Origin of the sequence: Limosilactobacillus pontis, from assembly GCF_002940945.1 — a bacterium.
Classification (GTDB): domain Bacteria; phylum Bacillota; class Bacilli; order Lactobacillales; family Lactobacillaceae; genus Limosilactobacillus; species Limosilactobacillus pontis_A.
Genome location: NZ_PNFV01000002.1, coordinates 187,115 through 200,499, shown reverse-complemented (window position 1 = coordinate 200,499; position 13,385 = coordinate 187,115). Strand labels below are relative to the sequence as shown.

Genomic DNA, 13,385 nt, shown 5'->3' with positions numbered 1-13,385 from the left:
ACGCTATACCGCGTTGCTCTTTTTTCTATGTTAGTCAAAACTCTTTAGTGAATCCATCACCAGTTTAATGAACCGTTCCCGATCAATATCCAGCATTACCTCAGTATTCTGGGGCTTCCCAGTCAGTAAGTAGTAGTCACAGACTGTTTCACCCCGGGTCAAATCACCCTGGGTCTCAACATCGACGTTCATTCGGTCAGTCTTAAACATCGTTGGGTCAATCAGCCAGGCAATCGTGCACGGATCATGCAGCGGGGCACCCTTGAACCCCCATTTTGGGTTTTCATGATACTGCTCGAAGAAGCTCAGTAGTCCGTAAAAGGCCTGACCAACTGGATTATCAATCTTCTTGATAGAAGCAATCTCATCCTTCATAATTTGAGCCTTGTGGGTGACGTTTAACGGCGCCATTACCAAGGGAATACCGAAGTTCAACACGATTTTAGCAGCTTCGGGATCTACAAAAATGTTGAACTCGACGGACGGCCGCCAATTACCCAGGCCCATGGCCCCACCCATGAAGACAATCTGGTCAATCTTTTCTCGGGCCAAGTCAGGATAGACGCGAAGGAAGAGCGCGGCATTGGTCATTGGTCCCGTCACCACCAGGGTTACCTGCTCGTCGCTGGCCCGCAGTGTCTCAGCAATCAGTTCAATTGCTGGCACGTCTTGAACTGCAAAGTCGGGATCCGGCAGGTTAGCCCCATCCAGGCCGGTTTTACCGTGGACCTCGGGAGCCGTCTCCAGGGGGTTCACCAGCGGTGTCTGGTTCCCCTGGGCCACCGGGATGTCCTCGCGATGCAGGAGAGTCAACATTCGCATTGCATTGTTCAGGGTCTTGTCTGGTGTCTGGTTCCCCGCTGAGGTAGTAACCGCCAACAGGTCAATCTGCGGAGACGCTACCGCCATTGTCATTGCCAAGGCGTCATCGTGGCCTGGGTCACAGTCTAAGATAATCTTCTTTGCCATTTTGCTCATCCTTTCCTAATTCCCTTTCTATAACTATCTTGCCTGATTATGAAAAGGGTTGCAAGACCACAATCTTGGTTTTAGAAAAGATTTAATCTGACAACATCTTGACGATTACCCAACGTCATGACGTACCCTCAATAGTGAAAGGAGACGATCAGTATGTACACAAGTGGTCAACTAGCAAAGCGTTGCCATGTCTCCGTGCGCACGGTCCAGTACTATGACCGGCAGGGGCTTCTGCACGCTCAGCGAACCGCCAGTAACCAGCGTTGCTACCAAGAACATGATTTTCAACGTTTACAGAAAATCTTAGCCTACCGTCAGCTGGGCTTCACACTCAAGGACATTCGTGCGCTCCTTGACCAGCAAAATGACCAAGCCCTGCTAACCGCAATCACCCTCCAGAAACAACGCGTTCAGCAAGAACTGCAGGCCATTCAAAACCAGCTGACCGGGCTTAAGTACCTTCAGAAGCAGTTCAATCACTCTGGTAATTTCCCGGGAAATATTGGAGAACACATTCAAATTTACAATGCCCACCGACTCACCCGCCTACGCTTAAAAATTTTCACGATTGGGCTGCTCATCGACCTATTTCTTTGGGGGAGTTTAGTTTACGTTGTTTGGCAAGGAGCAGCAATCTGGTGGCTCATCGCTGGCGTAGTTATATCCCTAGCCTTAATTGGAGAAGCCATGGTTAGCTACTACCAACATGTCCAATACATCTGTCCACACTGTCAGCAACACTTTGTTCCAACGGTTAAGGAATGGGTTTGGTCAAAACATACTCCTCATACCCGTTACTTAACCTGTCCATTCTGCCAGCAAAAAAATTACTGCATCGAGGAATACCGCACCAGTGTCAATGCCTAAGTGTTGCCATCCCGATTCACGAATTACTTTCCTATCAATTTTCGTAATAAGAATAAGTTAAGCGGCTGTCGAAGATTCCACTTCGGCAGCCGCTTAGTCATATTTTCTATAAGATTGGTGATAGGAGACGTGAAAAGTATTGTTTGAACTTCCGCCAGTTAGATTGCTGATCGAAGTATTCCGGTGTCAGCAGGGTACTCTTCTTCATGTCCTTCTCGAAGATCTTCTTCAGTTGCGCCGTCAGCTCCTCGTTATAGGCAAAGGCATTCGCCTCGAAGTTGAGGCGGTAACTCCGATAGTCCTGATTAGCCGAGCCGACTGAAGCCAGGTTACTGCCGCTAACCATCGTCTTGGCGTGGATGAAGCCGTTATTATACTTGTAGACCTTCACTCCATTGTTAACCAGGTACTTGGCGTAGTACTCCGTAGCCCGGTAAACGAAGGGGTGGTCGGGCATGCATGGAATCATAATCCGCACGTCGATCCCGCTCCGGGCAGCAATCACCAAGGATTCAAGGATCGGCTCGCCGGGAATCAGGTACGGGGTTTGAATATAGACGTACTTGCGAGCTGAACTGATGATTGATTCATATCCCCGCCGGATCGCAAAATTATCATTGTCGGGACCCGAGGAGACAATCTGCATGGCCACGTCGTCGTCTTCGTTAGTCGGCTTCTCAACCTTAAAGTCCTTGAAAGCTGCCGTCAGATCAATCCGCGGCTTATCGGTCTTCCGACAAGTCGTGTTCCAATCCATGGCAAAACGGACCATCAGCATCATGGCCGCCTGCCCGACGATCCGTAGGTGGGTATCGCGCCAGTAGCCAAACTTCGGGGCAATTCCCAGGTACTGGTCCCCGATATTAAAGCCGCCTATGTAGCCGATTTTTCTATCAATTACCACAATCTTACGGTGGAGATGGTAGTTCAGTCGCGGGGTCGTGATCCGTTTATTAGCCTCAGAGTTAAATGCTTGAGCCTCACCACCCAGTTCCTCCAAATGAGCAAAGAAACGATAGGTTGTCCCTCGAGACCCGCTCATGTCATAAAGAACCTTGACCGTAACACCTCGCTGGGCAGCTGCCTCTAGAGCTTTCAGCACCCGTTTTCCCAGATCATCGGCATAGAAAGTATAGAACTCTATGTAAACCTGCTGCTGGGCGTGATTAATATCATCAATCATCTTATCAAAGAGCTGGTGGCCGTCCGTGAAGACGTGGACCTTGTTATTGAAGGTGACCACCGCCCGATCCAGGCTTAGGGATAGGCTAACCAGCTGACGAGCCCGGGCAAGTTTGCCCTGAGGAAGTAGGAGCTGGTGGCCCCGCACCATTGTCTGCTGCTTATCAACCAATTTTTTGCCAAATGCCTTCTGTTCTGTCCGGATGCTGAAAATGTCATCGTTTGACAGTTTTCGGCCCACGAACAGGTAGACAATAAACCCGACTACTGGAAAGACAGACAAGACCAAGAGCCAAGCCCAGGTCGAGGCGATATCGCGCCGGGTCCGGAAGACGGTCCAAATTGCAAAGCCAATATTAATTAACCACAGGACTTCGATAATGCGGCGAATGATGTCCCACGTCCAAACGATATTCATGATGATCCTCCTCAATCAAACTGCATTCTATTATATATCAGCCAGTGGTCAACAATCTACTAGGATCGCAGGAATGCTATAATGTTCGTAATATTTTTTAGAGGAGGAACCCACCATGATCAATGCTCACCAAATTGCCGTTCAACTACAAGCAGCCAACATTCCCTTTAAGACTGTTAACCACCCGGCCGTCTTTACTGCTGAAGAAGCCGACCGCTATGTTCAAGGCGAGTCGTTTATCCGTACCAAAAACCTTTTTCTGACCACCAATAAGCACAACCATTATTACCTGCTGTTGATTGAGGAGCACAAGCGCTTAAATACCCGCTGCTTCCGTCAGCAGGCCCATTCTCCACGGATTACCTTTGCTTCCCCAGAAGAACTAATGACCAAGCTCGGCCTCACACCAGGCAGTGTCTCACCGTTTGGCCTTTTGAACAACCACGACCATGACGTCACCCTCTTCGTTGACCAGAACGTGGCCGCCGCACAAACGATCGGCTGCCACCCCAACGACAACACCAAGACGACCATTCTTGCCACTAACGATCTGTTGAACTTTCTGAGCCAAGCCGGCTATTCAGCCCACTTAGTCAACCTCTAGCGCAGGATATCGATTAAGTTCTTGTTAGCTGCCTGACGCGCTGGCAGGATCCCAAAGATCAAGCCAACCGCGGCAGAGGTCCCGAAAGCCATCAAGAAGGCGGTCATTGTGATATGAGCGTGGATGTGAATCCCGCTACCGATCGAATTGGAAAGCAGCGGGGCAAGCAAGTGCGCCAGACCGGCCCCGCCGAGGAAGCCAAGCAGACCACCAGTCACCGTCAGGACCACCGCTTCAGCCAGAAACTGCATCATAATATTGGCTGGGGTGGCGCCGACCGCCAGCCGGATTCCAATCTCCTGGGTCCGTTCCGATACCGAGATGTACATCATATTCATTACACCAATTCCAGCGATAAAGAGCGAAATGGCGGCAATAAAACTGATGAACTTAGTAATAATACTCATTTGCGAAGAGAACTGCTTCAGTTCCTTTTCCATATCCTCATACTGATAGCTCCCCTGGCTGGCCGCTGAACCATCCTTCTTCAGGTACTTGGCAACTTGTTTGGAGATTCGACCAGCATTACTCCCTTGATCAAAGGTTAGCTTGATCGTGTTCCCCGAGTTGGCGGTATCTCCTTGGTAGTAGAGGTTCTGGGGCAGGAGGAGTCCAGCACCAAACTTATTCTGTCCACCGTCCACCGAATACTCGGCTTGATCTCGATATACACCAACGATCTGGTAAGTGGTCGCTCCTACGGTCACAGTAGTACCTAGAGCGTTCTGGGCTGTCCCGTACTGGTGACGGGCCAGCGAATACTTCATCATCGCCACCGCCTGTCCTGTCGCCAATTCATTAGCGGTCAACCGGTGCCCCGCCACCATTTTCACAGCAGTTGGGGACCCTTTAAGGAGGCTAACGGAGACATTCTTAGCAACATCCCCCAGTTCGGCCTGGCTGTTGATGTTGGCTGTCTCATGTTCGATCCGGACACGCTTGATTTCACCACCAAACTGATTATCAATGTTGGCCAGGTCCTGCTGGTGGAACCCATTAACCGTCGAATTCTCGTTATCGGGTATATAGTAAATTTCAGTTGTCTGCTGACCCTGCTTGGTATTGTTGCCATACTTGTCATACATTGTCTGGGTAATTCCGTCCCCAATGCCGAGGATCGTGATCACCGCAGCAATACCGATCATGATGCCGATAATTGTTAGGAAACTGCGCTTCTTATTGACCCGTAGCGAACGCAAGGCCGTCCGCAATAGTTCACTTATCCGCATGGTGCACAACCTCCCGACTATCGCTAACCACTCGACCGTCGATAATCTTAACTACCCGCTCACACTGATCTGCCACGTGCGGGTCATGTGTAACCATAATAATTGTGGTGCCTTCCTCACGATTGAGGCGCTTAAAAAGGTTCATAATCTCCTGACTAGTCGCCGTATCCAACGCCCCGGTCGGCTCATCCGCAATCAGGAATTGCGGGTGGCCGATGATTGCCCGGGCGATCGAAACTCGCTGTTGCTGACCGCCAGATAGGTTCTGCGGTAGTTGATTGCCATAACCATGAAGGCCTACCTGATCAAGGACCGCCGATACCCGCTGGCGAACATCCCGGCGGCGTTGGCCTGCATACAACAACGGCAGTGCCACGTTTTCCGCCACTGTTGTATCTCGAATTAACTTGAAGTTTTGAAACACGAAACCAACGTTTTGATTGCGAAGCCGTGAAAACTGTCGCCGGGTGTAATCATGGATCGGCTGTCCCGCATAAAAGTAGGTCCCCGTAAAATCATCATCCAGAAACCCAATAATATTGATCAGCGTCGATTTTCCTGAACCGGATTCACCAATAATCGCCACCAATTCTCCCTGATTAACAGTTAGGTTAATATCATGCAGGACATGAAAGCGGTGGTCACCCTGACGATAGTACTTATTAACTTTGGTCAGTTTAATCATTTGAGTCAACCCTTGTATTATTCTTCAGCTGCCGATTGGGATTGGTAATGATCCGGTCACCCTCATCAATCCCGTCTGTAACAACATAATAGTTATTTACCGCACGACCACTGACGTTGACGGCCCGTGCCCGGCCGTTTTCAACCACAAAGACCTTGCCTTGGCGAACAGCCGTCTTTGGAATTCGAACCCCATCCTGGTTGATGTAGGCTTTGGTCGTTTGTCCAGCCATGAACTTATCAGCATTCAGGTTGGCTGTTACCTCATACTTACTATTATTACCGCTTCCCTTTAGCGGTATCTTGGCAAGGTAGGAAACGGGTGTTGTTTCGGTCCGGTTTGTGGTCAAAGCCTTGACATGCAGGTTAGTCCCTTGATGCAGCTTCCCATAATCATACTCCGAGACCTGACCACTAAACTGCAAGCGGTCAGAGTAAAGGGTCACTACTGGAGCCCCCTGCTTGCTTTGGTCAACTGTTACATAACCGGCATATGGTGCGGTCACCGTCTGGTTGATCTTACCATCAGCATTATTCAATCGTGACTGGGCAGTGTTCACACTGGCCTGGGCATCCGCATATGCTCCCCGGGCCTCGGTCAACTGACTCTGCAATTCCGCTTGCTCCTCACCATCTGCACTAGCCAGTTGCTGTCGCAGACTATTAATAGTTTGCTGCTGCGATTGCAACTGCTGTTGACTCTTGGTCAGATCTCCCCGTAATTCAACCGCGTTATCCTGACTCTCATCATCATACATGGTAAGCAGTGCTTCCCCCTGGGTAACGTGATCCCCGTTCTTCACGTTCAGATTTTGCAACTTACCCGCCGGTAGTGTCAGGACTTGTGTTTGGACCGGCGTAACCTTCCCGGTAAGGGCAAAATCTGCCTGGTGACTAACCGTCATCGTACGGTACTTAGGAGCCTGGTGATTGTCCTTATTCATCATGTGGACCACACCAATGCCGACCATTGCTACGATGATCACGCTCCCCCAAATTAGCCAACGCCGTCGTTTAAAAAGTGATTGCTGCGCACGTGAACTTTGTTGACGCTTTTTCTTGCTTGCCACGTCTTTCCCTCCCAATTAGCACAAAAATATTTTTTTGAATGTATCATACCAGCGTCACCAAGTGCAAGGTTTAATTCATACAGTAGATCAGCTTTGCAGAAGTAATTTTGCAAGATTTATTTTGTTAATCAAAATAAAATTAAGAGATTTTTTCTAATCAGGAATTCCTTCAAGAATGCCATCAGATCAGCATTCATAACTCACTTATAATATTTAACCGCGCTATTGCAATAACACGATCTTTTAAAAATAGTTTGACAATCAAAATGAATTCATTATAATTTGACTATCGAATATTTTGATATTCGAAATACTTTTTTTGCAAGGCAGGTGACGTAATTGGCAATAATGGACACCCAAGAAATCATGGACCTAATCCCGAATCGTTACCCGATTTGTTACATTGATTATGTCGATGAACTGACTCCTGGCGAAGAGATTGTAGCGACAAAGAACGTGACCATCAACGAGCCCTTCTTTCGAGGCCACTTCCCCGGCAATCCAGTGATGCCTGGTGTACTGATTATTGAAACACTGGCCCAAGCAGCATCAATCTTAATTCTTAAATCGCCAGAATTCTTCAAAAAGACGGCTTACCTAGGCGCCATCCACAACGGAAAGTTCCGACAAATGGTCCGCCCTGGAGACGTTCTTAAACTACACATCAAGATGGTTAAGAAACGCCGACAGATGGGAATTGTCGATGCGGTAGCAACGGTAGCGGGCAAACGCGTTTGCAGCGCAGAATTAGTTTTTATCGTTGCTAACCGTGACGCTAAGCTATGATGAATGATTTCGGCTATAATGTATTTTGAAAGTGAAAATATTTGATGCAGCAAAATAACCAAAGGAGAAATACATTATGGCGGATGAATATCAAAGAATTAACCATGCCCTAATCAAGATTTACAACGGTATTTTATGGATCGAAGAGAAAAAGCTTCGGGAGAGTACCTTCAGTGATCTGACCATCAAGGAGATGCACGCAATTGACGCAATCTCCATGTATGACCACCAGACTGCCAGTCAGGTCGCAAAAAAACTGCACCTGTCCCCTGGCACGATGACTGCAACTGCTAACCGGTTGATTGCTAAGGGTTACGCTGAACGTTTCCGCGACCAGGAAGACCGGCGGATAATTCGTTTGGGTCTCACTCACAAGGGCCGGGTCCTTTACCGTGCTCACCGTGCCTTTCATAACATGATGGTCAAGCGTTTCTTGAAGGGAATGAATGATGATGAGCAGCGGACAATCCGCAAGGCTCTCCGCAACCTGGAAGATTTCTTGGAAGAAAATTCTTAAAATTTAAGGAAGAAACACATGAATAATTGGCAAATCGTTACAACGGCAAGCTATGTACCGCAAATGACAGTATCCAACGACCGGTTAAGTACCATAATGGATACTTCCGACGAGTGGATTAGAACACGGACCGGCATTAGACAACGCCACATCAGTCAAGGGGAAAATACAGCTGACCTCGCCACCCAGGTTGGCCAACGGCTATTAGCCAAGGCTCACTGGGCACCAACCAGTCTTGACCTGATCATTATTGCGACCATGTCACCAGATTCCTATACCCCATCGACTGCGGCAATTGTTCAAGGACGCTTAGGCGCAACTGCCGCCCGAGCGTTCGATGTTTCAGCTGCCTGTTCTGGTTTCGTCTACGCTCTCGATATTGCCAGTCGCTTCATCGGTCCGGGATGTCATCGTGTCATGGTAATCGGTAGTGAGGTGCTCTCAAAGATCACCAACTGGCAGGACCGGACCACCGCAGTGCTTTTTGGTGATGGGGCAGGAGGTGTCTTAATCGAGACTGCTCCAGAACCCCACCTGTTGGGCCAACACCTCGCTACGTTTGGGGACCGCGGTAACCAGCTTGTTGCTGGGCAGACCCGGGTTAACCACCAGTTTCCCCCTACCATTACCGACGTGAGTCCCTTTCAGATGAATGGACGAGCCGTATATCGGTTTGCAACCCATGCGGTCCCAATCTCAATTCAGACGGCCTTACAGCATGCTGGATTGACCGCTGATCAAGTGGATCGTTTCATCCTTCACCAGGCCAATATACGCATCATCCAACAGGTTGCCCGGCGTCTGGTTCAACCGATGACTAAGTTTCCCACCAACATTGATCAATACGGCAACACCTCAGCCGCTAGCGAACCAATTCTTCTAGACGAGTGTGTCCGACAAGGACTAATTCGTCGCGGTGACTTGGTAGTCCTTAGTGGCTTTGGTGGTGGCCTGACCGTTGGAACAATGATTATTAAATACTAAATTACATTAATAAATATAAGAGAGGTTTTTATTATGACTAAAGAAGAAATTTTTGAAACTGTTCAATCAATTGCTGCTGATGAATTGGACACTGACGCAGACAAAATTAGCATGGATACTAGTATTCAAAACGATCTGAACGCGGACAGCCTGGACGTTTTCGAAATCATGAACGAACTGGAAGACAAGTTTGATATCGAACTAGATGACGACAACGCCAAGGCGGAAACAATCAGCGACGTAGTGGACCTGGTTGCCAAGCAACTGGCCGCAAAGGATAACTAATGAAAATCGGGATTCTTTTTAGCGGCCAGGGTGCCCAGAAACCAGGGATGGGACTTGACCTGCTGGTTGATCCCCTCTTTGCCCAGACGGTCGCTGAAGCAAGTGCCGCCACTGGTTTAAATATCACCACGATCCTTCGCAGTGAACATGGCGAACTCGACCAGACAGCAAACGTACAGCCAGCACTGGTAACCGTCAGCTACGGTCTTTACCGAATGCTGCGCCGGGACCTGCCGAAGCTGCCAGTTGCTGGAATGGTTGGCCTTTCGCTCGGTGAATATGCCGCCCTGTTAGCTGCTAAGGCAGTCTCGGCCGCAGACGGTTTTAAGCTGCTGGCTGACCGTGGCCGTTATATGCAGACCGACGCTGATGCCCAAGCTAGTGGGTTAGCCGCTCTGGTTGAACCCCAGGAAAAGGTGGTTGACCAGGTGTTGGCCACGTCAGCAGTACAGGTTGCCAATTACAACTCCCCCCGCCAACTAGTAATCGGGGGGCCTGTTGCTGAACTAAAAACGGCTGTTTCGCAGCTCAAGACGGCCAAGGCAGCAAAGAAAATTGTTATTCTGCGAGTTAGTGGGGCTTTTCATACCCCACTATTTAATAATGCACGGCAAAAGATGCATGATCGCCTAGCAACGGTCTCTTTTGCCACACCACAGGTTCCTGTCATCAGTAATACGACGGTTCACCCGTTCACCGCTGATAACCTTTCCGAAATTTTGGAACGACAGTTAGCCGTCCCGACCCACTTTGGAGAGGATCTGCAATACTTGATCGACCACGAAAAGATCGATCAGACGCTCGAAATTGGTCCGGGGAAGGCCCTTTCGCACTTTGCCCGGCAGGTTGACCGCAATCTTCAGCGGGCAAATATTGCTACCATGACGGATTACGAAAATTACGTTAAGGAGCATCAGGAATGGATTTAAAAGATAAAGTCGTGCTCGTTACCGGGAGCACACGCGGCATCGGAGCAGCCACAGCCCTAGCCTTTGCAAAAGCGGGTAGTCGGGTCATTCTGCATGGTCGACACCCCCTTGGCGAAGACATCAAGGACCGGCTGACAGCAGTCAATGCCAGGTACACCTTTCTTACGGCTGACCTGGCAAACCCGACAGCCCTCAAGCAGTTTGCCAAGGACGTCTGGGACCAATACGGCCAAATCGATGTCGTAGTTAACAATGCCGGAATTAATAATGATAAGTTGCTGGTCAGCATGAATCAAGCCGACTTTGATTCCGTAATCAACGTCAACCTTCGGAGTCCTTTCTTGCTAACTCAGGCCCTGCTTAAAAAGATGTACAAACAACAGCACGGTTGCATCATCAACCTCGCCAGCGTAGTCGGGCTTCATGGTAATATCGGCCAAGCCAATTACGCCGCTAGCAAAGCGGGGATCATCGGCCTGACAAAGACCACCGCGCGGGAAGGGGCGCTTCGCGGAATCCGGTGCAACGCTATCGCTCCGGGAATGATTCAAAGCGACATGACCGCAGCACTCTCATCCCGCGCTCAGCAACAGATTCTCAGCCAAATTCCCGCCAACCGTTTCGGTACCGTTAATGAGGTCGCCCAAACCGCCGTTTTCCTGGCACAGAACGATTACATTACGGGTCAGACAATTGTAGTTGATGGCGGAATGACCATTTAGAGGTGAAAAAATGAATCGGGTAGTAATTACTGGAATGGGCGTAATCGCCCCCAATGGGAATGGCCTCGACGCTTTTGTTGCCAACACATTAGCAGGTAAGGTCGGAATTAAGAAAATTAGTAAGTTTGATGCCCATGACACCGGAATTACGGTGGCTGGGGAGATCGACGATTTCGATCCACGGGCCGTGGTTGGTAAAAAAGCCGCTCGCCGGATGGACCTTTATTCCCAGTACGCCGTTCAAACTGCGGCTGAAGCAGTCGAGATGGCTGGCATCAACGCCGACAACACCAATCCCGAAGAAATGGGGGTCATTTATGGCTCAGGGATTGGTGGTTTAACCACCATTCAGGAACAAGTTATCAAGATGCATGACAAGGGTCCTCGGCGGGTATCACCGCTCTTCGTCCCGATGGCCATATCAAACATGGCTGCCGGTAACATTGCCATCCGCTTTGATGCTCAGAACATCTGTAGTTCCGTTACCACCGCTTGTGCGACTGGAACGAACGCCATTGGCGAAGCCTACCGGCAAATTCAAGATGGCCGGGCTACAGTGATGATCGCTGGCGGGGCCGAGGCATCAGTCAACGAAATTGGGATTTCTGGCTTTGCCGCTCTCAGTGCCCTCTCCACGAGCACTGATCCCCAAGCCGCCTCCCTGCCTTTCGACCGCGACCGGAACGGTTTTGTACTCGGCGAAGGTGCTGGAACTCTAGTTCTTGAAAGCCTAGAACACGCCCAACAACGCGGCGCCCATATTCTCGGTGAAGTGGTCGGCTACGGCGCAACTGGGGACGCATATCACATTACTGCACCAGATCCTGAAGGAAAGGGTGCTGCCCGGGCCATGCAACAGGCCATTGCTGAGGCTGGTATCCAGCCCCAGGCAGTTGACTACATTAACGCGCACGGGACAGCCACCCACGCCAACGACAGCGGTGAGTCCCTGGCTATCAACAAGGTTTTTGGACCGGATAACCGGGTCCTGGTCAGTTCCACCAAGGGGATGACCGGTCACCTGCTCGGTGCGGCAGGAGCCATTGAAGCTGTGATTACCGTTGCCGCCTTAAAGCGGGGACAACTGCCTCAAAACGTGGGCTGTTTCCACCAGGATCCCGAATGCAATATTAATTTGGTTAGTGAGGATAATCAGACGGCCCCAGAGGCCCAGTATGCCCTAAGCAATTCCTTCGGCTTTGGTGGTCATAACGCCGTCCTCGCTTTCCGGAAATGGGGGTAACAATTAATTGCAATTTGATGAACTGCAAAAATTAATACATGAGTTTGAGCAATCCTCGGCCCGTGAATTAAAGATTGACGATCATGATTTTCATTTATATCTAAGCAAAAATCAGCAATCGATCCAGCAGCCAACTGCCGGCGCGCCGACAGTCAACAATCAAACTGGATCGACGACTCCCGCAGCGGCTGACACAGCTTCTGACAACCGTCATCAGATCAAGGCCCCCCTTGTCGGGACGGTCTATCTCCAGGCTAAGCCTAAGCAGCCACCGTACGTCACGGTCGGCCAGCACATCCATAAAGGAGATATCGTCTGCGTAGTTGAAGCAATGAAAATGATGACCGAGATTAAGAGCGATGTCGACGGGGTCGTCGCATCAATCGACGTTGATAACGGCGAACTGGTTGAATGTGACCAGTCTCTTTTCACAATAACGGAGGCAAAGTAGTATGACAAAAGTTAATTGGGGGTCTGAAAAGATCCAACAAATTATCCCACACCGCTACCCAATGCTATTGATTGACCGGGTCGAAGAAGTGGTCCCGGGGGAGATGGCCATTGCCAAGCGTAACGTAACTGTTCACGAAGAAGTCTTCAACGGTCACTTCCCGCACAATCCGGTTCTACCGGGCGCGCTGATCGTCGAATCACTGGCCCAGACTGGCGCGGTGGCTTTGCTATCCGCCCCACAGTTTAAGGGAAAGACCGCCTACTTCGGCGGAATCCAGTCTGCCGAATTTCGCCGAGTTGTTCGGCCCGGCGACACGATGAAGCTGTCGGTTCATTTGACCAAGATTCGTCACAACATTGGAATTGGCAAGGCCGAGGCCACCGTTGATGGTGAACGGGCTTGTTCGGCCGAATTAACATTCTTTATTGGTTAG

The 13,385-nt window shown here is 49.9% G+C and carries 16 protein-coding genes; 11 read left to right on the top strand and 5 right to left on the bottom strand.

Annotated features, from left to right (window positions below; all coding sequences use genetic code 11):
* Positions 1-30: 30 nt before the first annotated feature.
* On the bottom strand, positions 31-969 hold the full coding sequence (rihA, locus tag CK797_RS02695) for a pyrimidine-specific ribonucleoside hydrolase RihA (protein ID WP_104688268.1): 939 nt from the start codon (positions 967-969) through the stop codon (positions 31-33).
* A gap of 162 nt (positions 970-1,131) precedes the next feature.
* Here rihA and CK797_RS02690 point away from each other — a divergent pair, with 162 nt between their 5' ends.
* A complete protein-coding gene (locus CK797_RS02690; RefSeq protein WP_104688267.1) occupies positions 1,132-1,845 on the top strand; it encodes a MerR family transcriptional regulator in 714 nt (237 codons plus the stop codon).
* A gap of 106 nt (positions 1,846-1,951) precedes the next feature.
* Here the strand turns inward: CK797_RS02690 and cls are convergent, their stop codons facing one another.
* Positions 1,952-3,445 carry a cardiolipin synthase gene (gene cls / locus CK797_RS02685; RefSeq protein WP_104688266.1) on the bottom strand — a complete coding sequence of 498 codons (1,494 nt, stop codon included), beginning with the start codon at positions 3,443-3,445 and terminating at the stop codon, positions 1,952-1,954.
* A 115-nt stretch (positions 3,446-3,560) separates the two neighbouring features.
* Here cls and CK797_RS02680 point away from each other — a divergent pair, with 115 nt between their 5' ends.
* Positions 3,561-4,049 carry a prolyl-tRNA synthetase associated domain-containing protein gene (locus tag CK797_RS02680; RefSeq protein WP_104688265.1) on the top strand — a complete coding sequence of 163 codons (489 nt, stop codon included), beginning with the start codon at positions 3,561-3,563 and terminating at the stop codon, positions 4,047-4,049.
* Here the strand turns inward: CK797_RS02680 and CK797_RS02675 are convergent.
* Genes CK797_RS02675 through CK797_RS02665 form a run of 3 tightly spaced genes read right to left on the bottom strand, consistent with a single transcriptional unit; the run spans position 4,046 to position 7,032 of the window.
* Entirely contained in the window at positions 4,046-5,278 is a 1,233-nt protein-coding gene (locus tag CK797_RS02675) for an ABC transporter permease (RefSeq protein WP_104688264.1), read from the bottom strand. The genes CK797_RS02680 and CK797_RS02675 overlap by 4 nt on opposite strands.
* Positions 5,265-5,963 carry an ABC transporter ATP-binding protein gene (locus tag CK797_RS02670; protein WP_104688263.1) on the bottom strand — a complete coding sequence of 233 codons (699 nt, stop codon included), beginning with the start codon at positions 5,961-5,963 and terminating at the stop codon, positions 5,265-5,267. The genes CK797_RS02675 and CK797_RS02670 overlap by 14 nt, the downstream gene beginning before the upstream one ends.
* On the bottom strand, positions 5,956-7,032 hold the full coding sequence (locus tag CK797_RS02665; protein ID WP_225365010.1) for an efflux RND transporter periplasmic adaptor subunit: 1,077 nt from the start codon (positions 7,030-7,032) through the stop codon (positions 5,956-5,958). Before CK797_RS02665 ends, CK797_RS02670 begins: the two co-directional genes overlap by 8 nt.
* Positions 7,033-7,371: 339 nt before the next feature.
* Here CK797_RS02665 and fabZ (CK797_RS02660) point away from each other — a divergent pair, with 339 nt between their 5' ends.
* From fabZ (CK797_RS02660) to fabZ (CK797_RS02620), 9 genes are all read left to right on the top strand, one after another.
* The gene (fabZ, locus tag CK797_RS02660; RefSeq protein WP_104688262.1) at positions 7,372-7,818 is read left to right on the top strand and encodes a 3-hydroxyacyl-ACP dehydratase FabZ; all 447 of its coding nucleotides are present in this window, start codon (positions 7,372-7,374) and stop codon (positions 7,816-7,818) included.
* Between the two features lie 76 nt (positions 7,819-7,894).
* On the top strand, positions 7,895-8,335 hold the full coding sequence (locus CK797_RS02655) for a MarR family winged helix-turn-helix transcriptional regulator (RefSeq protein WP_003714199.1): 441 nt from the start codon (positions 7,895-7,897) through the stop codon (positions 8,333-8,335).
* A gap of 18 nt (positions 8,336-8,353) precedes the next feature.
* The gene (locus CK797_RS02650; RefSeq protein ID WP_104688261.1) at positions 8,354-9,319 is read left to right on the top strand and encodes a beta-ketoacyl-ACP synthase III; all 966 of its coding nucleotides are present in this window, start codon (positions 8,354-8,356) and stop codon (positions 9,317-9,319) included.
* A 33-nt stretch (positions 9,320-9,352) separates the two neighbouring features.
* Positions 9,353-9,604 carry an acyl carrier protein gene (locus CK797_RS02645; protein ID WP_003714208.1) on the top strand — a complete coding sequence of 84 codons (252 nt, stop codon included), beginning with the start codon at positions 9,353-9,355 and terminating at the stop codon, positions 9,602-9,604.
* Positions 9,604-10,533, top strand: coding sequence for an ACP S-malonyltransferase (locus CK797_RS02640; RefSeq protein WP_104688260.1), 930 nt, complete (start codon positions 9,604-9,606; stop codon positions 10,531-10,533). Before CK797_RS02645 ends, CK797_RS02640 begins: the two co-directional genes overlap by 1 nt.
* Complete coding sequence (locus CK797_RS02635; protein WP_104688259.1) at positions 10,524-11,255, top strand: 3-oxoacyl-ACP reductase family protein; 732 nt, start codon at positions 10,524-10,526, stop codon at positions 11,253-11,255. Before CK797_RS02640 ends, CK797_RS02635 begins: the two co-directional genes overlap by 10 nt.
* Positions 11,256-11,265: 10 nt before the next feature.
* Positions 11,266-12,498, top strand: coding sequence for a beta-ketoacyl-ACP synthase II (gene fabF, locus CK797_RS02630; protein WP_104688258.1), 1,233 nt, complete (start codon positions 11,266-11,268; stop codon positions 12,496-12,498).
* 7 nt (positions 12,499-12,505) lie between these two features.
* On the top strand, positions 12,506-12,949 hold the full coding sequence (gene accB, locus CK797_RS02625) for an acetyl-CoA carboxylase biotin carboxyl carrier protein (RefSeq protein WP_104688257.1): 444 nt from the start codon (positions 12,506-12,508) through the stop codon (positions 12,947-12,949).
* 1 nt (position 12,950) lies between these two features.
* Positions 12,951-13,385, top strand: coding sequence for a 3-hydroxyacyl-ACP dehydratase FabZ (fabZ, locus tag CK797_RS02620; protein WP_003714193.1), 435 nt, complete (start codon positions 12,951-12,953; stop codon positions 13,383-13,385).